Here is a 20001-nt window from a genome sequence, read left to right on the forward strand (position 1 = left end):
TTAATCAAAAGGAGTGGTTTTACCGAAAGTATACCTAAAAAATTGCTGTTTTGTGTAAAATATCTTATATTGAAACCAGCATGTATCGATCAGCTTGTTTGTTCGGTTTTCAGGAGTTTTGTCACACAGAATTGTTGTTTTTTTAGTTTGAGATATCATGTTTAACACCCACACCCCGGCAAAGGGAAGTCTTTTACTTTCCGAACCATTTATGCTTGACAGCAATTTCGAACGTTCCGTTATCTTGCTATGTGAACACAATTTAAACGATGGCACTATGGGCTTAGTGCTTAATCATAGGTCTACCTTTCTTCTCGCTGATATAGTTCAAGGTATTGAGAACCCCGACTTCCCTCTTTATATTGGCGGACCTGTCAATATGGAGGCCCTATTTTTTATACATAAGGCCACAGATAAAATTGATGGTGGTATCCAACTTGTCGATGACATGTATTTCGGAGGTGATTTTCAACAAGTCCTATTCTTGTTAAATGACCGTCTGATAACGCCCGAAGAGATTAAATTCTTCATTGGGTATGCTGGATGGAGCCCAGGACAACTTGAAGATGAAATCGCTCAAAATAACTGGGCTGTACACAGTAAGTTTCCTACAGATTTATTATTGGTTCAAGATGGGGAAGATCTGTGGAAACAAGCACTGATAAGCCTAGGACCAAAATATGCACATGTTGCTAATTTCCCTAAAAGCCCAAACCTAAACTAGTAGCTTATTAATCGTCTTTCGCAACAGCCTTTAAAAACTACTAAACAAATAGACATTAAAATTAAAAAAACACTATCTTTGCAGGAGTAAACAGCTCCTTCTTTCTGCTTATTTCGAGAAGGTTTGTTACAACGCAAGACAGCAAATATGATTAGACTGCAAAAGGTCAACAAATTCTTTCTTAAAAAAAAGGGAGCAGTGCATGCGCTGAAAGATGTCTCTCTAAATATCCATAAAGGTCAAATTTTCGGCATTATTGGCTACTCTGGATCTGGAAAAAGTACGCTCATTCGAACCATTAATTTATTAGAAAGACCTACATCGGGAGATATATTTGTATTCGAAAAGAATATCAGTATGCTTTCCGAACGAGAGCTCGTACCTTTTCGTAGAAAAATAGGTATGATCTTTCAACATTTCAACCTTTTGTCGTCTAAAACTGTATTTGAAAACATTGCATTTCCGCTCAGATTAACAAATACGCCAAAAGAAGTAATAGCTGAAAAAGTCAATAACTTATTAGATCTAATTGATTTATCGGAGAAAAAAGATGAGTATCCAGCGGCTCTTTCGGGTGGACAAAAGCAACGTGTTGCTATCGCTCGCGCATTAGCTTCTGACCCCGAAATCTTGTTGTGCGATGAAGCAACTAGCGCACTTGATCCACAAACTACGAAATCAATCCTTTCGCTCTTGAAACGCATTAATCAACAATTGGGTATTACGATTGTAATCATTACCCATCAAATGGAGGTTGTACGTGCTATTTGTCATGAAGTTGCCGTAATTTCTAAGGGAGAGATTATTGAAGTCAAAGGTGTTGATGATTTGTTTAACCAGCCTTCATCTCCTATAACTGCGGAGTTATTAAATCCATTTCTTACTGTCGATTAACTTATACCTATGTCTGAAGCAACTTTTTGGTTATTAGCAAAGGGAACGTGGGAAACCATCGTGATGACATTTACTTCAGGATTTTTCAGTTTTTTACTGGGGCTACCTTTGGGCATTTTACTTTTTTTAACGCGCGAAAGACAGTTGCTTGCTCATAAAACTTTAAATCGCGTTATTGCTTTCTTTGTCAATATATTCCGATCTATTCCATTTATTATTTTGATCGTGTGGATGATTCCGTTTACCCGAGCTTTAGTAGGCACTTCAATCGGTATGCAAGCGGCCATAGTACCGCTAAGTATAGGGGCGGCGCCCTTTGTAGCGCGACTGGTTGAAAACTGTTTGTTGGAAATTCCTTTTGGTGTGATCGAAGCTGCTCGATCTATGGGGGCAACTATCTTACAGATTATTGGAAGGGTACTTATCCCCGAATCTTTACCCGCTTTGATAAATAGTGCTTCTTTAACGCTGATTACATTGGTTGGATATTCTGCAATGGGAGGCGCAGTTGGGGCCGGAGGACTTGGTCATATTGGCTATCAATATGGATACGTAGGCTATGATGCGTTAATCATGAATATGGTTCTCTTACTCCTTATCGCTATTGTATTCGGCATCCAATTCTTAGGTGATCGTATCTCTAAGCATTTTGACCACAGGAAATAGTTTTCATATCATACGCTTTTTACTTAAAAAAATTAACATAAACTTACTATAAATATGTATCGCACCTTAAACCATAACATTTGTATATTCCTTGCAGCCATCTCGCTTTGGTCGTGTAACTCGGGGAATCAAAACAAGAATGTATTAAAAGTTGGCGTACAGGCGGGACCTGAATACAGCCTAGCGGAAACAGCACAAAAGGTAGCCAAGGAGAAATACAATCTCGATGTAGAGCTGGTATCTTTCAATGATTATGTTATGCCAAACGAGGCTTTACAACAGAAGGATATTGATGTCAATGTTTTCCAAAACAAACCTTATCTTGATGTACAATCAACGAGTAGAGGTTATGATTTTGCCATAGTGGGAAATACTTTTGTTTACCCGATGGCGGGCTATTCAAAAAAAATCAAACATATAAACGAATTAAAAGAGGATAATACAATCGTTATCCCGAATGACCCTACAAATCTAGGACGTGCACTTTTATTACTGCAAGAGGTCGGGTTAATAAAGTTAAAAAACGATGTAGGACTATTACCTAAATTGCAGGACATCACTGAAAACCGTCTTCATCTTAAAATCCTAGAACTGGAAGCGCCTCAACTTCCGAGAACGCTAGATGATGACAAAGTAACGGTGGCTGTAATCAACAACAACTTTGCGGCAAGCAATAATCTGACAGCCAAGAAAGATGGCCTATTTATTGAAAATGAAAAATCACCTTACGTAAATATCATCGTAAGCAGACAAGACAATAAAGAGGATGAGAAAGTAAAAACATTTGCCAAAGCTTATCAATCTGCTGAAGTAGAAGCAAAAGCTGAGGAAGTTTTTAAAGGTGGGGCGGTAAAAGGGTGGTAATGTAATTTCGCATCTCTGTCAGTTTCTATAGGAAAGCTTACAGAGATGCGAAAATTAACGCTTACCGTTCGTGTTCGGAAGACTTTGCCCAAATATTGATATGCCCATCTAAAGCGTATTGATCGATCGTTGACAATTCTGCTTCTGTGAAATCGAGTTTGTCTAATGCCCCTACGCAATCTATTACTTGCTGTGCGCTACTCGCTCCTATCAAAGCAGATGTCACTCCTTTTGTCTTTAATACCCACGCCAGAGCTAACTGCGCCAAACTTTGCCCTCTTTGTTCTGCAATCGCATTTAATGCGTGAATACGTTCGAGATTTTCGGTATTCAAAAAACTGGTAGACAAGGATCTATTTTTACTTGCTCTACTATCCGAAGGAATATTTTTTAAATATTTGTTGGTAAGCATACCTTGCGCTAGCGGTGAGAAGACGATAGAACCTAAACCAAATTCATCTAATGTATCTAAAAGACCATCCGTCTCTATCCAACGATTTAACATGGAATAGCTTGGTTGATGAATGATGAAAGGTGTTCCCAATTCCTTCAATATTGCATATGCTTCTCTTGTGCGGGATGCATTATAAGATGATATTCCTACGTAAAGTGCTTTCCCTGAGCGAACCAATTGATCTAAAGCAAGCATCGTCTCTTCTAACGGTGTCTCTGGATCAAAACGATGGGAATAAAAAATATCCACATAATCAACACCTAAACGACGGAGTGTTTGATCACAACTGGATATAATATATTTTCTACTTCCCCACTCTCCATAGGGGCCAGGCCACATCAAATATCCCGCTTTAGAAGAAATGATCATCTCATCGCGCAATCCGGCAAACTCTTCACGTAAAATACGTCCGAATGCCTTCTCAGCAGTCCCCGGAGGGGGACCATAATTATTTGCGAGATCAAAATGCGTAATCCCAAGATCGAAAGCTGTTGTACAAATTTCCACTTTTTTAAGATGGGAAACATCATCACCAAAATTCTGCCACAAGCCTAAAGAAATCGCGGGCAACAAGAGGCCGCTACGACCGCAGCGATTGTATTTCATTTTCTGATAACGATCAGGTTCGGGAATATATGTCATACCGTTTCTTTCTTATTTTAATCAAACTTAGATATTTTGTGTTTTTTCACAAAATACTCAAAGCAATTCGCAAAATGCCTATATTGTTTTTTATTTTATATACTATTCGCAATGTTCATGAAAGCTATATCATCGTTTTTTATTGCTTTAATCATAACAACAACATTAAACGCTCAAAGTCACAAGCTCCTATTTGAAACAGATTACGGGTCTTTTAAAGTATTGTTATATGATTTTACGCCTAAGCACCGAGACCTTATTTTAGAGGCTATTGCAAATGATGTTTATCAGGATGCATTATTCAACCGTGTTATTGAAAATTTTGTCGTTCAAGGTGGTGAACATGATATCGACATCGAGCGACGAGAAGCATTAGACCCCAAAGGGGGGAAACCTCGATTAGCCCCAGAGTTTGACTCCCGGGCATTTCACAAAATGGGTGCACTAGGTGCTGGTCGTGACAACAATTTGGAAAAAGCATCTTTTTTAAATCAAATCTATTTCGTCGTGGGAAAGCCGATAACCAACGAGATGCTGAAAGAGCTTGAGGAGAAAAAGGGAATAACCTATACCAACGAACAACGAAAAGTCTATCTCGATCAAGGTGGCCAGCCAAGATTAGATCATGATTACACTGTATTCGGTGAGGTTTACGAGGGACTGAATACGCTAATGAAGATAAGTCAAGCGAAGACCGATAGTGCGGACTATCCGATAAAAGCTATTCCCTTTCGCATCAAAGAGATAAAGGAAGAGTAGGCTTTACTTAACTACTCTTCGTAAAGTCGACTTGCCTCGACACCTTCTAAAGACAGCATAGAGATTATTTCTCTGTAGTCTAAAGACTTACCCTCGATAGTCAATAAGCGATAAGCCGAATCTAAATCAATTTGCCATTTATAGATTCCTTTTACTTTTCTTACAGCTAAATGTATTTTTTCAAATAGCGATGCGTGCTGTACATTTGTTTCAAAAATTAACTTTTCCATAGAAATCTGTGTTTACACATGTCTTAATTGACATGCTATGTTCAACCATATATCAACCGGTAGAAGTCAATGCTTCAAAGGGAATTTGAATATCGGCAATAAAAATCATAAATCAATGACTGTAAACACATTCCTGTAGCAAGAAGGGGAAATATTGTAATAAAAACAAAACAAGTCAATTAAAAAAAGGGAAAACGCAAACTTTTTTTTCTGCGGTCGGTTACCTATATAGACTGTATCAAAAATAATATGTTGACTTCTTTTATTGTTAGTGGAATTATCATTCTATGCTGTACAATCTTGCCACTCATACGTCAGGATTATTGGACATTTCGCATATTTGATTATCCTCGAATTCAAAAACTAATCTTAACACTGACCTGGATTGCTTTTCTGTTAGCGTTTGAGGGCTATAAATCAACCGTTCTGTTAACTTTCTCCGTCATCATGCTCCTGAACGCGATTTACTTATTTTACCTCATTTATCCTTTTACTACATTAGCGCCCAAACAAGTCCAGAATACTTCCTCGACACAAGAAAAGGACAATATCCGAGTTCTCATTTCCAACGTATATGAGGACAACGACGATATAAAAGGCTGTTTAGAAGTCGTATATCGATCTGACGCGGACCTTGTTCTGCTTTTGGAAACGGACGAGAAATGGGCTCGAGGGTTAAGCTGTTTGGATGAAAAATATGCTTACCAGGTTAAAGTTCCGCTAAACAACACCTATGGAATGTTGCTTTTTTCTAAGTACAAACTGCAGCAGATTAACATTCGTTATCTGGTGGAAGCTGATATTCCTTCGATTAGTTGCCACTTAGAACTCCCTAGCGGACAAAACATACAGATTTTCGCTGTCCATCCTACGCCTCCCGTCCCAAACGAGAACCCACGTTCTACAGAACGTGATAAAGAACTGCTACTTATTGCCAAGGAAGCTAAGGAATCTAAATTACCTGTTTTAGTTATGGGGGACCTTAATGATGTTGCTTGGAGTTACACTACTACTTTGTTTCTAAAGATGAGCGGACTACTTGACCCACGACGTGGCAGAGGTTTTTTCAATACTTTTCACGCTCATTATTTCTTTTTACGTTTTCCTTTAGATCATATCTTTCTTTCTCCCCATTTCAAATTAATCACGCTACGAAAAGAAAAGAACTTTCATTCGGACCATTTCCCCATTTTTGTTCAATTACAATATGAGGATACGGCTAATCGCGAACAAAAAGACGAAATACTTAAACCAGACGAAGAGGACAAAGAAATCGCACAAGAGAAACTAGAGGCCGAAACGTAAACGATTGTGTCTAGAATTTTATGGAGTAGAAAGCAAGAGTCTAAAAATTGACGAAGTTGTGGCAGATATAACGATTTTTGAAACAAAGCTGGCAAACGAGGACGAGCTAGTCCAATAAAAAATCTGTACCTTTGCGCAGTTTTTATTTTGAAGAGAGAATACATGCAACATATTTACGCTTCTAGACCATACGCCGCCATTACTGGGATCGGTGGTTATGTACCCCAACAGAAGAGAACAAATTTTGACTTGGAACAGGTATGTGACACATCCGACGAATGGATTATAAAACGTACAGGAATCAAAGAACGTCGCATATTAGAAAAAAATTTAGCTACTTCCGATATGGCTGTAATGGCTATTAAGGATCTTTGCACACAATTTGACAAAAACTTAGCTGACGTAGATGCGCTATTAGTAGCGACATCCACGCCGGATGTGATGATGCCCGCAACTGCAAATATTATCGCTAAGAAACTGGGATTAAAAAATGTTTGGGCTTTCGATATGAACGCAGCTTGTTCTGGTTTTTTATATGCCTTAGACATGGGTTCTTCATTAATTGAGACTGGACGTTACAAAAATGTTCTTGTGGTAGGAGCTGATAACATTAGCGCTTTTGTCGATATCCAAGATCGTTCGACAAACATTTTATTTGGTGATGGAGCGGGTGTAGTTTGGCTAGAGCCTTCGTTAGAAAATGGGATTATTGACGCTTTTATGCAAAGCAATGGTGACGGTCGTGAGTTTCTAAATATTGAAGGCGGAGGATCTCTCCACCCGGCTAACAATGATATCATTGAGATGGAAAAAAAATACATCCGACAAGATGGTAAAGTTGTCTTCAAGCAAGCTATCCAATCGATGAGTGATGCTTGTACGCAAGTGTTACGCAGAAATAATCTCGCGATAGACCAAGTGGACTGGTTGATTCCTCATCAGGCAAACAAACGTATTATTGATGCCGTTGGTAAAGAAATTAACATTTCGGCGGATAGAACGTTAAGTAATATAGAGTATTTGGGAAATACGATTGCAGCAACCATACCGCTGTGTATTTGGGAAAACCTTAAACGCATTCAAAAGGGCGATTTATTAATGTTAACAGCCTTTGGTGCTGGTTTTTCTTGGGGGGCAAGCTTACTACGCTGGGGAATATAACTAGAACGTTAAATAAAAAAAGCGGTCAGTATAGGTCTAAAAACTTTATACTGACCGCTTTTTCATTTCTTCGATTCTTACTGAACATTATTCAGAAAAATAGCGTTCTTTTTTAAGAATTTAGCTAAATTCAGGTCGCTAGCTTATTGAAATATGAAGATACTTACAGCAGATGCTATTCGAGAACTTGAGAAAGAAACAATTTTAAAGCAAAATTTAGGTCCTGCAATGTTGATGGAGAGAGCAGCCCGTGCCATCTTTCATGAAATTCAAAAAAAAGTAGGAGAATGTCATCGGCATTTCACCGTACTTTGTGGCTTCGGCAATAATGGAGGTGATGGTTTGGCTTTGGCCAGAATGCTAAATGAAGTGGGGCATGAAACCCAAATATTTCTTTTGCAACACGACCGTTATACAAGTGATAATCTTTTAAATCAGGAACGCCTGCGGAAAATTGGAATTGATATACATAACTTGGTGGACAAAACACAACTACAATTTCCTCCACAAAGCATTATTATAGACGCCTTATTCGGAAGTGGCTTATCCAGACCACTCACTGAGTATTATGCACACATTATCGCTCAAGTGAATGCTTCCGAAGAAAAAGTCATAGCCATCGATATCCCTTCTGGCATGCCAGCTTCGTCGGATATCGATTTGAATAGTTCTCCTGTTATAAAAGCAGATCTTACCTACTCATTTACTTGCCCCAAATTGAGCTTGCTGCTACCAGATTTTGCTGCATACAATGGTCGATTTGAAGTACTTGATATTCATTTGGATTTAGAAACTTTAGTAAGCCGTCCTAGCCCCTATTTTTACACCTGTTCTTCTCAAGTAAAACAATGGGTATCTCCTTCTGGAAAGTTTGCTCATAAGGGCAGCTTTGGACATGCCTGGATTGCCGGAGGAAAATATGGTAGCATAGGTGCATTGACCCTATCCTGCAAAGCCGCATTAAAAACAGGTTGTGGTTTAGTGACTGCGTTTAGCCCTTCTTGTGGTTATACGATACTACAATCCAGCTTTCCAGAGGCTCTCGTGCTTACCGATGATCAACCTGACATTATTTATAATTTCCCAGAGATTGATAGCAGGTATGCAGCATTAGCCATAGGAATGGGAATGGGCACTGCTCCACAGACTCAGAAAGCATTACAGGTCTTTTTAGAAAACCTTCAATGTATTTCACAGAAACCTTCATTACTACTCGATGCAGATGCGCTTAATATTATTTCTGAAAACTCCAATTTGATAACACTTATCCCAAGAAATTGTATTTTAACACCGCATCCGAAGGAACTTATGCGACTAATTGGCCATTGGAAGAATGATTTCGAGAAACTTGATAAAGTAAAAGCATGGTGTACACATCACCAGCATATCTTTGTGATTAAAGGTGCACACACGGCCGTCGTTTTACCAAACGGTGAAATACATTTTAATTCGACAGGAAACCCCGGAATGGCAACAGGAGGAAGTGGTGATGTACTTTCGGGAATAATCACATCTTTATTAGCACAGGGATATACAGCAGAGAAAGCTGCAATTCTAGGTGTATATCTCCACGGACTGGCCGGTGATATCGCTGCTTCTGAAATTCATGAAAAAAGCTTAACGGCGTCGGATATCATCGAGCACATATCCCATGCTTGGCATCGGATATCGCCATACGCAAATAATATATGCTAATTTTTTGAAGGCTAGATTTATTAAAAGCGTAACGCCCAATTTTCATTTATTGCTGCAGTTTATTTTGAAAGAAATGCCTTGGTGAATACCCTAAATATTTCTTAAAATCTTTTACGACATGGTTTGCATCATAATAATTGCACTGTACAGCAATACTATGAAGATTCCATTCAATGGAACTTGTCATCAGAAAGAAAGCTTTTATAAAGCGCTGCAGCTGTAGATATTGATAAGGAGCTAAACCTATGTACTTTTTGAATTGCCGTTGAATCTGCTTGGGATGTAGCTCTTGATTGCTGCTATGGTACGCTAGGACGCACCATTCCTTTTTATAAACCTGAGACTGAACGGCTCTCGGCACATGTTTCTGCATCCTTTTTTTAATCCAGTTTTTCAGTGTCTCCTGCAATCCTTCCGTTATTGTAGATGAGAGGTACATTTTCTTTAAATCGTCTGCTAATGTAGGAGCATAGTGGAATAAATCATGTACAAATGGATTTTGGATAGCATTTCTACCCATCAAAGAAGACCAAGCATGCGGATAAAAACGAACAATGGTTAACAGTCCATGCTCTATGTTTGGTGTCCAGGTTGCATTTTTAACTATTCCTGCAGATAACCAAATTGACCCAAGCTCTACCTGTTGCTTTCCTACTTGACACACACTGGAAGAAGAGGAATCCGGCATTAACATAATGGCAGGAAAACCATCGCTAAATAAGGAAATGTTAGGTCCCAATGCTGCCAAATCAAATTGATAAACACCTTCTATATAATCTACCAAGCTCTCATCTAAATCAAAATGTGTCAACTGCTGTAAAGAAGAAAATTGAATTGTAGCGAGACATTGAATGGGCATAAGACAAAAATAGGTAAATATGTCCAAATTTTACTACCTACCTTTTTTCCTATCGGCTAATTTTACATTAAAAAAATGATTATAGAATCTCAATCCGAACTTGTACAACTACAGGAAATTGGAAAAATTGTTGCAGAGACTTTACACCAAATGTTGCTGTATGTTAAACCGGGAATAACGACAAAAGAACTCGATGAATATGGTGGTCGATACCTTGAAGCCCAAGGAGCTCGATCTGCACCAAAGCTTACCTACAATTTCCCAGGTTACAGTTGTATCAGTGTTAATGAAGTCGTTGCACACGGTATTCCTTCTGAAAAGCAAGTTTTACAAGAAGGCGACGTGATCAATATTGATGTATCTGCTGAACGACAGGGTTTCTGGGCCGACAATGGGGCTAGCATCATTGTGGGACAAGATCTCCACAATCAAAGAAAATTAGTAAACAGTTCCTTTCAAATTTTAAATGGAGCCATCAAACGTGCTAAATCTGGAGTGCGCATAAATTTAATCGGTGACTATATTGAGCGCTCAGCGAAAGCTTCCAACTTTAAAATTATTAAAAATTTGGGGGGGCATGGAATTGGAAGAGCTTTGCATGAAGAACCAACAGACATTCTTAATTTTCGAGATCAAGATGATAAGAGACGACTTAGAAAAGGAAGTGTGATTGCCATCGAGACATTTTTAAATACAAGGTCGTCCTTGGCAATCGATCAAAGCGACGGCTTTACGTTAATTGGCAACAAGGGTGGTATTGCCGTACAGCATGAAATGACCATTGTAGTGACCGACAACGCTCCTATCGTGGTAACGCCTCCGCTCTATACAGATTTACTTTAATATAAAAAAAGATGAATACCTTCTATTTAATCTTCTATATATTTACATCATAAGATTTACTTATGACAGATTTAGTTTTTAGAGACGCAAATATTGATGATTTAGGGGTTATTGTAGCTATTTACAACAGTACGGTAGCTTCGAGAATGGTAACAGCTGATACAGAAGAAATAAGCACAGAAAGTAGAATCCCTTGGTTGGAAGCGCACGGTTCTCAACGTCCTTTATGGATTGTAGAAGATCCTTCTGGAAAAATATATGGATGGGTTAGCTTTCAGTCTTTTTATGGTAGACCTGCCTATAATGGAACTGCAGAAATAAGTATCTACCTCGATCCCGATGCTCGTGGTATGGGAATCGGAAAAAAAGTGCTTGAACATTCTTTGGAAAAAGCACCTTCGCTTGGCATAATTACATTACTGGCATTCATATTTGCTCATAACATTCCTAGTCTTGCTTTATTTTATCGCTACGGATTTGAAGACTGGGCAAATTTACCTCGTGTCGCCAAAATGGATGATGACGAGTACAGTTTAAAAATTCTAGGTAAACGATTAATTACCTAAGAGCAAAGCAACATTCTACGCAATGTTATTACAGCATCAAAAAAACACAAAAATTACTTTTGTGTTTTTTTGATGGAATCGGCCTTTGCCAGGGAATCCTGCTTCAAGGTATCTGTTGTACCGTAAAGAGGTTCGTCTGTTTGATTTAAATTATAACGTGACTTGTCCATTTCACTTACAGGTCCTGGATTTGAATCTTCAACTTTTTCGCTCTTCGAGTTGCCACAAGCAATCAACGATAAAGTAACTACCACCCCTGCAATACACATCATATTTCTCATAACTCTTTATTTTATTTGAATTTTGTCAACTACACTAAGTCTCTTGATAACGTAGTTTCGAAAATAAAACAGTCTAAGAGAGGAAGCAGTTCCATTTCCCACAACAAAACAGTATTTATCCCTACACATTCAGGGGATAGTACGCATTTGAGACAGCAAATTTAATTTCAATCGACCTGTATTTCAAACTACTTCTAGCCTGTTGAAGCTAATATTCACTTGAATAATAGAATGGAAAAATGAGAATAGCGTGAAAAAGCTACCTTAATACAATACACCTGTACTTCAAAAACAGCAAAAAAATAATTGCACATCCTTATTAACTTATAAATTGTCGTTAGATTTACTTATCCATCACCGCTCACCGCCTGAAAATAGATTTCTAAAGACTCTAATTAACAACAATAAAAAGATAAAGCTAAATCTATCCTATTTTACATCATTTTTCTATTTGCAATCCTTATATTTACAATAGTAAGACCGTATTACCCATTATTTTTTTCATCAATGAGAAAAACCTTTATTTTTTTTTACATATTAACTTCAGTTTTAGCAACCAAGTTAACATTTGCTCAATTAATGAAAGCTAAAGAGATCTTTAGCAAGGCCGATTCTCTACGAGGCACCTTAAGCCCTTTACGTACCTGCTACGACATCCAATATTATCATCTGGATGTACGCGTAGATATCGAAAACCGCTTTATTTCCGGTAGTAATCTATTCAAATTTTCAGCATTAAGAGATTTCGAACAATTGCAATTCGATTTATTTGAAAACCTCTCTGTAGATAAGATAGAGTACAGAGGAAAACCATTATCTTTTAAAAGAGCTTATAATGCTGTATTTGTAGACTTTCCATATCCGATTTTGAAGGGCAAAATAGACTCATTTACGGTCTATTACTCAGGACATCCTGTGGCTGCAACCCGAGCTCCTTGGGATGGGGGATTTGACTGGAAAACAGACAGCAAAGGCAAACCATGGGTAGCAACCGCATGTCAGGGTTTGGGGGCAAGTGTATGGTGGCCTAATAAAGATCATCAGTCCGACGAAGTGGATAGCATGCTTATATCTGTAAGCGTTCCATCTTCTGTCATGAATGTATCAAATGGTCGTTTGGTAAAAACCGAAAAAATAGATAAAAATTACACGAAATACCACTGGAAGGTCACGAATCCGATTAATAATTATAATGTCGCTTTAAACATTGGCGACTATGTACATACTTCCGAAATGTATCACGGAGAAAAAGGTCCCCTGAGCATTGATTACTACATCTTGAGAGAGAATAGCAAGAAGATTCCACATCTTCGTAAAAATGCAAAAGAGACTTTGGACGCTTTTGAGCACTGGTTTGGGCCATACCCTTTCTACGAAGACGGTTACAAATTAGTTGAAACAGCGCATTTAGGTATGGAACATCAGAGTGCGGTAGCTTACGGCAATAAATACCAAAATGGATACTTAGGTAGAGATGCTTCTGGAACAGGCTGGGGATTAAAATGGGACTTCATTGTCGTACATGAATCGGGACACGAATGGTTCGGCAATAATATTACCTCGAATGATCTTGCGGATATGTGGATACATGAGAGTTTTACAAATTACTCAGAGGCTTTATTTATTGATTACCATTACGGCAAGGAAGCGAGCTTAGCCTATGTTCATGGAAACCGCCAAGGCATACTCAATGATGCGCCGCTTCAAGGACCTTATCATGTCAATAAGGAGGGATCCGGCGATATGTACCCCAAGGGCGGCGTGCTGCTTAACATGATTAGAAGGATCATCGATGACGATGAAAAGTGGCGAAGTATATTAAGAGGGCTAAATAAAGAATTTTATCATAAGACCGTCGATTACCAAGACATTGTGAACTATCTCAATAGAAACAGTGTTACTAATTTTGACAAAGTCTTTCAACAATATATTCAATACAAAAGTCTTCCAATATTAGAGCTCCGCAAACTCAAAGATGGCAAGGTGCAGGCACGATGGATCGCCGAGACAGAAGACTTCGAAATGCCTGTGCATTTGTCTTTAAATGAGCAAGGATCTAAACGCTACAATATCCATTCTACTTTTACAACATTACCTCTCGAAGTCAACGACATACAAGAAATAAATGTGGATACTTTTAATTATTACATTGGTGTCTTAAGGCAATAAATTAAAAGAATATTCGTTACGCAGTGATAGTTGTTTTGAATGATTAAATGATTCAAAACAACTATCATTTTTTCCGTCATTACAAATGGGTAAAACCATTTTTTTTATTTAGGTTTGCATTAAATTTAAAAGATTAGACAATACATACTAAATGGGGTTATTTAACTGGTTTACGCAAGAAGTTGCTATCGATTTGGGAACTGCCAACACCCTGATCATCCATAATGATAAAGTAGTAGTGGACGAACCCTCCATAGTTGCTTTTGATCGGACTACGAACAAAGTTATTGCAATTGGTCGTCAAGCCATGCAAATGGAAGGAAAGACACACGATAATATAAAAACAGTAAGGCCATTACGTGATGGTGTAATCGCAGACTTCACGGCTGCAGAACACTTGATTCGTGGTATGGTTAAATTGGTTAACAATGGAAAATCTTGGTTTTTCCCATCGTTGCGCATGGTTGTATGTATCCCTTCCGGCATAACAGAGGTTGAGAAAAGAGCTGTACGTGACTCCGCGGAAATCGCTGGGGCCAAGGAAGTATATTTGATTCACGAGCCTATGGCTGCGGCTGTCGGTATTGGTATAGATGTGGAAGAACCTGTAGGAAATATGATCATCGATATCGGTGGAGGTACTACAGAAATTGCTGTTATTGCGCTTTCGGGTATTGTTTGTGACCAATCTATCCGCGTAGCTGGTGATAACTTTGACTCGGATATTGTACAGTATATTCGTCGTCAGCATAACATCATGATCGGTGAGCGTACCGCTGAAAAAATAAAAATTGAAGTTGGTGCTGCCCTTCCTGAACTTCAAGATCCACCAGAGGATTTCGCCGTTCAAGGACGTGATTTAATGACGGGAATTCCAAAACAGATTACAGTATCTTATACAGAAATAGCGCACTGTTTAGATAAATCTATATCTAAAATTGAAGAAGCAATCTTGAAAGCTTTGGAAATAACGCCTCCTGAACTATCAGCAGATATCTACCAAACAGGAATCTATCTTACTGGAGGAGGGGCTTTGCTCCGCGGCTTAGATAAGCGCATCCAAGCAAAAACTAAACTTCCAGTCCATGTTGCGGAGGATCCTCTGAGAGCCGTTGTACGTGGTACCGGTATTGCTTTAAAAAATATTGGAAGATTTAAATTTTTAATGCAGTAACGCTTTAAAATTTAAATATAGTATTCATACGCGATATAGAAGGAAAATGACTTCTATATCGCGTATTTGTTGACAGCATAATAAATGGATATTCATGAAGAACCTTTGGCTATTTCTAGTTAGATACAATGCTATTTTCTGGTTTATTCTCTTTTTCACAATATCCCTTATATTGGTGGTTCAGAATAATAATTTTCAACGTGCTTCGTTTATCAATTCCTCCAATGTTGTCGTAGGATCCTTTTATCAACAAGTCAACTCTTGGAAAAGTTATCTTTCTTTGCATGAAGCGAATGAAAAACTTGCTGCTGAAAATGTTCTTCTGCGAGAACAACTGCAAAACATATTACAAGCGGATACTTCTGGGGACTCTGTTCATATTGTAGACTCTATAGATCAGGGCCGCTACACATTCTTAGTTGCGAATGTCGCGAACAACAGTGTGCATCAGAAAAACAACTACTTAACATTAGATAAGGGTGCTGCAGATGGTATCGAAAAAGGAATGGGAGTAATAACGTCTAATGGCGTTGTTGGGATTATTATACAAACCTCTCCGCATTTCAGCTCTGTACAATCGTTGTTGCATCCGGACACTAAAATATCCGTTACGCTGGATAGCTCGTCTGTTTTTGGGTCTTTGGTATGGGGAAACAATATTGATCCTCGATTTGCAATGGTAAGGGATATTCCGAATCACGTCCAGGTTAAAAAAGGAGAAAAAGTATACACTTCAGGATACTCTTTATTTCCGGCAGGAATAATGGTCGGAGAAATTGTTGAAACAGGAATAAAATCTGGTGAGAGCTTTTTAGATCTCAAAATAAAATTGACAACGAATTTTAGTAATCTAAACCACGTTTATATCGTTCGTGATTTGCAGGTTAAGGAAAAGGAAGAATTAGAAGCAAACAGCCAAGATAATGGGTAAAGTCATCATTATAAATAGCATTCGTTTTATTGTATTATTGCTACTCCAAGTAGCCTTATTCAAAAATATAGGTTATTATAACGTTGCATCAACTTTTCCGTATATTTTGTTTCTATTTTTGCTTCCGATTGGCTTACCCAATTTACTTCTTTTTTTCATAGCTTTCCTAACAGGTTTAAGCGTAGATGCTTTTTACGATTCTGTAGGTGTGCATGCTGCGTCTTGTGTCGCATTGGCACTTTATCGAATTTTCTTTCATCAGATCACACTTGAAGTCGAGCTTAAGGATTCCTTTAATACTCCATCTCTTGGAGAAATGGGCGTAAAATGGTTTCTATCGTACATTTTCTTTGGAACCCTCGTGCATCACTTTGTTTTGTTTGTGGTGGAGACTTTTTCTACATCTAATTTTCTTTATACGCTAGCAAGCATCGTTTTAAGTAGTATATTTACAATATGCATCATCCTATTGATGAGTTTATTGGTTTATAAACGAAAATCTAGAATTAATAATATTTAACGTACTAACATAAGGAGACTTTACGTTCATGAATAGTTTTTTCGCACGTAAATTTGTCATTCAGGGAATATTTATTGCGATAGCATTAGTTATCGTAGCCCGGTTATTTTATCTTCAAATTATTGACGAATCTTACCTGCTTTCAGCCAACAACAATGTATTAAGGAAAGTTGTTGTATACCCTGCAAGGGGAGTTGTTTTCGATAGAAAGGGAAAGGTGCTTGTACAAAACGAGCCCGTTTATGATCTTATGGTCACACCTCGCGAAGCAAAAGATATTGATACGGCATTATTATGTCAACTAATCGATATTGATGTCGAAGGATTTAAAAATAGAATGGATAAGGCGCGGGAACATTCTCCCTACCGTGCTTCGATTTTTGAGAAACAGCTTTCGTCAACTACTTATGCTCAATTACAGGAACAACTCTATAAATTTAGGGGGTTTTATGTTCAAAACAGAACAGTAAGAAGTTATCCTGACAGTATAGCTCCTCAGCTATTAGGCTACATACAGGAAGTTAATGAAAAAGATATTGAAAAATCCAGTGGTTTTTACCGTTCCGGAGATTATATCGGTGGAAGTGGAATAGAACGTTCATATGAAGAACTGCTACGCGGACAAAGGGGTGTAAAAAATCAAATGGTTGATGCGCTAAATAGACCAAAAGGTGTATTTATGGAGGGCAAATATGACACCTTAGCTGTTTCTGGCGAAGGCTTAGTATCGACAATCGACGCGGATTTACAGCTTCTCGCAGAGAAACTAATGAAAGGAAAAATGGGGTCTGTTGTTGCAATCGAACCTTCAACAGGAGAAATCTTAACTTTCGTAAGTGCTCCCTCCTACGATCCAAATATGATGGTTGGTAGACAAAGGGGAAATAACTACATGAAACTGTTGAATGACGAAACGCGTCCTATGTTTATCCGTCCTATTCAAGCATCTTATCCTCCCGGTTCAGTTTTTAAAATTGTTGCGGCTCTGACTGCACAACAAGCAGGTATGATAACGGACCATACGATATTTAATTGTCCCGGAGGATATCGATATGGCGGAGGCCGTGCTTTTATGCGTTGTGAACACGTAGACGGACCGACCGATCTAATCAAATCTATTCAACGCTCTTGTAATACTTATTACGGTTATACCTACGCAAGAATGATTGATTCTCGTGGTATGTCTAGTCCAAAAGCCTATGACCTTTGGCGAGAAGCCTTAGGAAAATTTGGATTAGGCCATACTTTGGGTATTGATCTTCCTGGTGAAAAACCGGGATTAGTGCCTACTTCCGACTTTTACACCAAACGATATGGTAGCACGAAATGGCGATCCGGATTTAATATATCTTTATCTATTGGACAAGGAGAAATGGGGATAACACCTTTACAAATGGCTAATATTATGGCAATTGTTGCTAATAGAGGTTTCTATTATCGGCCACATTTGGTAAAGGGTATTGGAGAAAAAAAGATCGTCAAAGAAGAATTTAAAGAAAAAATAAGTGCGGGCGTAGACGCAAAATATTACGAACCTGTTATTGAAGGTATGAGTCGTGTAGTCAATATGCCAGGAGGTACAGGTTATCGTATTCGGATACCTGGCATAGAAATGTGTGGAAAAACTGGAACGGCACAAAATCCTCACGGAGAGAACCATGCTGTATTCTTTGCTTTCGCTCCTCGCGAAAATCCTAAAATTGCCATCGCTGTATTTGTTGAAAATGCTGGCTACGGTGGTACTTGGGCTGGTCCTATCGCAAACATGTTAGTAGAGAAGTATTTAAGGGATACGATATCTTTACCCAAATACGAACAGGACCGTATATTTAATGCGAATTTTATTCCGAAGTCTAAAAAGGAACCTGTATTAAAAAAAGATAGCAATAAAAAAGACAGCACGCAGCAGAACATAAAACAAACTAATGCCGCTGCTCCAAAAAAAGAATATTATGTACACCACAGCCAAGTGAGAAATAGATATGAATAGGACAGGCGAAAAAAGTTTTTTTGGAAGTATAGATTGGCTTTGTATTTTGCTATGGTTTTCCCTATGCATCATTGGTTGGTTTAATATTCATGCCGCAGTATTCGATGCCGAACAGCCTGGTCTTTTCAACCTGGCAACAAATTACGGAAAACAATCTATTTACATATTTACTGCACTTATTATTGGCTTTAGTATATTAATTATCGATGCTAAATTTTTTATTTCCACAGCACCAATAGTATATATTGCCGTGGTTCTGCTACTCGTTGCCGTACTTGTGGTTGGGAGAAATGTGGGCGGAAATCAAGCTTGGATACCATTAGGCAGTTTCAGATTACAACCTTCAGAATTTGGAAAACTAGCGACATGCCTACTGTTAGCCTCTTATTTGAGTAGTCAAACGAATAAACATCCTAATTTGCGGACAACATTAATTGGAGCTAGTATCGTCCTTTTCCCCGTCGCTCTTGTTATGCTACAACCCGATACCGGATCTGCATTAGCTTTTTTTTCACTCATATTTGTTTTTTATAGAGAAGGCTATGTGGGAAATAGCTTTCTGTTGCTCGGCGGATTGGCAATTTTTCTATTCGTACTTGCCTTGATTTTTCCTAATCAATGGCTTTTGATAGGTATACTATTCATCATCGCAGCAGGCTCGATGTATGTTTTCCGTAAGAAACGAAAACACCTAATCAACATCGCCGCTCTATTTATTGGCTGTACAGTCTACATTCTTTGTGTTGATTTCGCATACGAACAAATATTACAACCTCACCAACGTAACAGAATTGACATTATACTTGGTAAAATGGATGACCCCAGAGGACAGGGGTATAATTTAAATCAATCTAAAATAGCTATAGGATCGGGACAGTTATTTGGGAAAGGTTACTTACAAGGAACCCAAACGAAATATAATTTTGTTCCAGAACAAAGTACGGATTTTATCTTTTGCACCATAGGAGAAGAATGGGGATTTGTAGGCTGCGTTCTTTTAATCGCAATTTACATCACTTTATTAGTAAGGCTAGTTAATATTGCCGAACGGCAACGAACAGCTTTCGCCCGTATCTATGCATACGGAGTTGCTTCTATTTTATTCTTTCACTTCTTTATCAATATTGGCATGACTATAGGTATCGTACCGGTAATTGGTATACCTTTGCCTTTTATTAGCTATGGAGGTTCCTCCTTATGGAGTTTTACAATATTACTTTTTATTCTTTTGCGTTTTGACTCTAGTCGAAAGGGTCTAAATGGCTAAGTTGCTA

At 38.3% G+C, this 20001-nt stretch carries 20 protein-coding genes; 16 read left to right on the forward strand and 4 right to left on the reverse strand.

The window, feature by feature from the left end:
- Nucleotides 1-157 precede the first annotated feature (157 nt).
- The 4 genes from ACSZOX_RS00505 to metQ all read left to right on the forward strand — a co-directional run bounded on the left by ACSZOX_RS00505 (nucleotide 158) and on the right by metQ (nucleotide 3148).
- Nucleotides 158-724: a YqgE/AlgH family protein gene (locus ACSZOX_RS00505; RefSeq protein ID WP_437917740.1), complete on the forward strand. Its 567-nt coding sequence runs from the start codon at nucleotides 158-160 to the stop codon at nucleotides 722-724.
- A 147-nt stretch (nucleotides 725-871) separates the two neighbouring features.
- Nucleotides 872-1618 (forward strand): methionine ABC transporter ATP-binding protein, encoded by a 747-nt coding sequence (locus tag ACSZOX_RS00510; protein WP_437917741.1) that lies wholly within the window; start codon nucleotides 872-874, stop codon nucleotides 1616-1618.
- A gap of 9 nt (nucleotides 1619-1627) precedes the next feature.
- Nucleotides 1628-2284: a methionine ABC transporter permease MetI gene (metI, locus tag ACSZOX_RS00515; protein ID WP_437917742.1), complete on the forward strand. Its 657-nt coding sequence runs from the start codon at nucleotides 1628-1630 to the stop codon at nucleotides 2282-2284.
- Between the two features lie 54 nt (nucleotides 2285-2338).
- Nucleotides 2339-3148 carry a methionine ABC transporter substrate-binding lipoprotein MetQ gene (gene metQ, locus ACSZOX_RS00520; RefSeq protein WP_437917743.1) on the forward strand — a complete coding sequence of 270 codons (810 nt, stop codon included), beginning with the start codon at nucleotides 2339-2341 and terminating at the stop codon, nucleotides 3146-3148.
- A 61-nt stretch (nucleotides 3149-3209) separates the two neighbouring features.
- On the opposite strand, the gene mgrA is transcribed toward metQ, so the two are convergent.
- Complete coding sequence (gene mgrA / locus ACSZOX_RS00525) at nucleotides 3210-4244, reverse strand: L-glyceraldehyde 3-phosphate reductase (RefSeq protein ID WP_437917744.1); 1035 nt, start codon at nucleotides 4242-4244, stop codon at nucleotides 3210-3212.
- Nucleotides 4245-4361: 117 nt separating this feature from the next.
- On the opposite strand from mgrA, the gene ACSZOX_RS00530 reads away from it, so the two are divergent.
- A complete protein-coding gene (locus tag ACSZOX_RS00530; RefSeq protein WP_437917745.1) occupies nucleotides 4362-5003 on the forward strand; it encodes a peptidylprolyl isomerase in 642 nt (213 codons plus the stop codon).
- A gap of 11 nt (nucleotides 5004-5014) precedes the next feature.
- On the opposite strand, the gene ACSZOX_RS00535 is transcribed toward ACSZOX_RS00530, so the two are convergent.
- A complete protein-coding gene (locus tag ACSZOX_RS00535; RefSeq protein ID WP_437917746.1) occupies nucleotides 5015-5233 on the reverse strand; it encodes a hypothetical protein in 219 nt (72 codons plus the stop codon).
- Between the two features lie 249 nt (nucleotides 5234-5482).
- On the opposite strand from ACSZOX_RS00535, the gene ACSZOX_RS00540 reads away from it, so the two are divergent.
- The 3 genes from ACSZOX_RS00540 (at nucleotide 5483) to ACSZOX_RS00550 (ending at nucleotide 9394) form a co-directional block, all read left to right on the forward strand.
- The gene (locus ACSZOX_RS00540; protein ID WP_437917747.1) at nucleotides 5483-6538 is read left to right on the forward strand and encodes an endonuclease/exonuclease/phosphatase family protein; all 1056 of its coding nucleotides are present in this window, start codon (nucleotides 5483-5485) and stop codon (nucleotides 6536-6538) included.
- Between the two features lie 162 nt (nucleotides 6539-6700).
- Nucleotides 6701-7699 carry a beta-ketoacyl-ACP synthase III gene (locus ACSZOX_RS00545; RefSeq protein ID WP_437917748.1) on the forward strand — a complete coding sequence of 333 codons (999 nt, stop codon included), beginning with the start codon at nucleotides 6701-6703 and terminating at the stop codon, nucleotides 7697-7699.
- 153 nt (nucleotides 7700-7852) lie between these two features.
- Entirely contained in the window at nucleotides 7853-9394 is a 1542-nt protein-coding gene (locus tag ACSZOX_RS00550) for an NAD(P)H-hydrate dehydratase (RefSeq protein WP_437917749.1), read from the forward strand.
- A gap of 46 nt (nucleotides 9395-9440) precedes the next feature.
- Here ACSZOX_RS00550 and ACSZOX_RS00555 read toward each other — a convergent pair whose 3' ends face one another.
- Entirely contained in the window at nucleotides 9441-10253 is an 813-nt protein-coding gene (locus tag ACSZOX_RS00555; RefSeq protein ID WP_437917750.1) for a helix-turn-helix domain-containing protein, read from the reverse strand.
- A gap of 75 nt (nucleotides 10254-10328) precedes the next feature.
- Between ACSZOX_RS00555 and map the strand changes: the two genes are divergently transcribed.
- On the forward strand, nucleotides 10329-11096 hold the full coding sequence (gene map / locus ACSZOX_RS00560; RefSeq protein ID WP_437917751.1) for a type I methionyl aminopeptidase: 768 nt from the start codon (nucleotides 10329-10331) through the stop codon (nucleotides 11094-11096).
- 62 nt (nucleotides 11097-11158) lie between these two features.
- A complete protein-coding gene (locus ACSZOX_RS00565) occupies nucleotides 11159-11662 on the forward strand; it encodes an N-acetyltransferase family protein (RefSeq protein WP_437917752.1) in 504 nt (167 codons plus the stop codon).
- A gap of 53 nt (nucleotides 11663-11715) precedes the next feature.
- Here the strand turns inward: ACSZOX_RS00565 and ACSZOX_RS00570 are convergent, their stop codons facing one another.
- Nucleotides 11716-11943 carry a hypothetical protein gene (locus tag ACSZOX_RS00570; RefSeq protein ID WP_437917753.1) on the reverse strand — a complete coding sequence of 76 codons (228 nt, stop codon included), beginning with the start codon at nucleotides 11941-11943 and terminating at the stop codon, nucleotides 11716-11718.
- 579 nt (nucleotides 11944-12522) lie between these two features.
- Here ACSZOX_RS00570 and ACSZOX_RS00575 point away from each other — a divergent pair.
- From ACSZOX_RS00575 to rodA, 6 genes are all read left to right on the forward strand, one after another.
- Nucleotides 12523-14112: a M1 family metallopeptidase gene (locus tag ACSZOX_RS00575; RefSeq protein WP_437917754.1), complete on the forward strand. Its 1590-nt coding sequence runs from the start codon at nucleotides 12523-12525 to the stop codon at nucleotides 14110-14112.
- Nucleotides 14113-14263: 151 nt separating this feature from the next.
- Entirely contained in the window at nucleotides 14264-15286 is a 1023-nt protein-coding gene (locus tag ACSZOX_RS00580; protein ID WP_274268854.1) for a rod shape-determining protein, read from the forward strand.
- Between the two features lie 94 nt (nucleotides 15287-15380).
- Nucleotides 15381-16217 (forward strand): rod shape-determining protein MreC, encoded by an 837-nt coding sequence (mreC, locus tag ACSZOX_RS00585; RefSeq protein ID WP_437917755.1) that lies wholly within the window; start codon nucleotides 15381-15383, stop codon nucleotides 16215-16217.
- Nucleotides 16210-16737, forward strand: coding sequence for a rod shape-determining protein MreD (locus ACSZOX_RS00590; RefSeq protein WP_437917757.1), 528 nt, complete (start codon nucleotides 16210-16212; stop codon nucleotides 16735-16737). The genes mreC and ACSZOX_RS00590 overlap by 8 nt, the downstream gene beginning before the upstream one ends.
- Before the next feature lie 28 nt (nucleotides 16738-16765).
- On the forward strand, nucleotides 16766-18727 hold the full coding sequence (gene mrdA / locus ACSZOX_RS00595) for a penicillin-binding protein 2 (RefSeq protein WP_437917758.1): 1962 nt from the start codon (nucleotides 16766-16768) through the stop codon (nucleotides 18725-18727).
- Entirely contained in the window at nucleotides 18720-19994 is a 1275-nt protein-coding gene (gene rodA / locus ACSZOX_RS00600; RefSeq protein ID WP_437917759.1) for a rod shape-determining protein RodA, read from the forward strand. Before mrdA ends, rodA begins: the two co-directional genes overlap by 8 nt.
- Nucleotides 19995-20001: the final 7 nt, after the last annotated feature.

It is taken from the genome of Sphingobacterium sp. LRF_L2, assembly GCF_965644235.1.
Classification (GTDB): domain Bacteria; phylum Bacteroidota; class Bacteroidia; order Sphingobacteriales; family Sphingobacteriaceae; genus Sphingobacterium.

Excerpts from the sequence above, each read along its gene's own strand:
- ACSZOX_RS00505 (WP_437917740.1), top strand. The coding sequence starts at position 158 with ATGTTTAACACCCACACCCCGGCAAAGGGAAGTCTTTTACTTTCCGAA.
- ACSZOX_RS00510 (WP_437917741.1), top strand. The coding sequence starts at position 872 with ATGATTAGACTGCAAAAGGTCAACAAATTCTTTCTTAAAAAAAAGGGA.
- metI (WP_437917742.1), top strand. The coding sequence starts at position 1,628 with ATGTCTGAAGCAACTTTTTGGTTATTAGCAAAGGGAACGTGGGAAACC.
- metQ (WP_437917743.1), top strand. The coding sequence starts at position 2,339 with ATGTATCGCACCTTAAACCATAACATTTGTATATTCCTTGCAGCCATC.
- mgrA (WP_437917744.1), bottom strand. The coding sequence starts at position 4,244 with ATGACATATATTCCCGAACCTGATCGTTATCAGAAAATGAAATACAAT.
- ACSZOX_RS00530 (WP_437917745.1), top strand. The coding sequence starts at position 4,362 with ATGAAAGCTATATCATCGTTTTTTATTGCTTTAATCATAACAACAACA.
- ACSZOX_RS00535 (WP_437917746.1), bottom strand. The coding sequence starts at position 5,233 with ATGGAAAAGTTAATTTTTGAAACAAATGTACAGCACGCATCGCTATTT.
- ACSZOX_RS00540 (WP_437917747.1), top strand. The coding sequence starts at position 5,483 with ATGTTGACTTCTTTTATTGTTAGTGGAATTATCATTCTATGCTGTACA.
- ACSZOX_RS00545 (WP_437917748.1), top strand. The coding sequence starts at position 6,701 with ATGCAACATATTTACGCTTCTAGACCATACGCCGCCATTACTGGGATC.
- ACSZOX_RS00550 (WP_437917749.1), top strand. The coding sequence starts at position 7,853 with ATGAAGATACTTACAGCAGATGCTATTCGAGAACTTGAGAAAGAAACA.
- ACSZOX_RS00555 (WP_437917750.1), bottom strand. The coding sequence starts at position 10,253 with ATGCCCATTCAATGTCTCGCTACAATTCAATTTTCTTCTTTACAGCAG.
- map (WP_437917751.1), top strand. The coding sequence starts at position 10,329 with ATGATTATAGAATCTCAATCCGAACTTGTACAACTACAGGAAATTGGA.
- ACSZOX_RS00565 (WP_437917752.1), top strand. The coding sequence starts at position 11,159 with ATGACAGATTTAGTTTTTAGAGACGCAAATATTGATGATTTAGGGGTT.
- ACSZOX_RS00570 (WP_437917753.1), bottom strand. The coding sequence starts at position 11,943 with ATGAGAAATATGATGTGTATTGCAGGGGTGGTAGTTACTTTATCGTTG.
- ACSZOX_RS00575 (WP_437917754.1), top strand. The coding sequence starts at position 12,523 with ATGAAAGCTAAAGAGATCTTTAGCAAGGCCGATTCTCTACGAGGCACC.
- ACSZOX_RS00580 (WP_274268854.1), top strand. The coding sequence starts at position 14,264 with ATGGGGTTATTTAACTGGTTTACGCAAGAAGTTGCTATCGATTTGGGA.
- mreC (WP_437917755.1), top strand. The coding sequence starts at position 15,381 with ATGAAGAACCTTTGGCTATTTCTAGTTAGATACAATGCTATTTTCTGG.
- ACSZOX_RS00590 (WP_437917757.1), top strand. The coding sequence starts at position 16,210 with ATGGGTAAAGTCATCATTATAAATAGCATTCGTTTTATTGTATTATTG.
- mrdA (WP_437917758.1), top strand. The coding sequence starts at position 16,766 with ATGAATAGTTTTTTCGCACGTAAATTTGTCATTCAGGGAATATTTATT.
- rodA (WP_437917759.1), top strand. The coding sequence starts at position 18,720 with ATGAATAGGACAGGCGAAAAAAGTTTTTTTGGAAGTATAGATTGGCTT.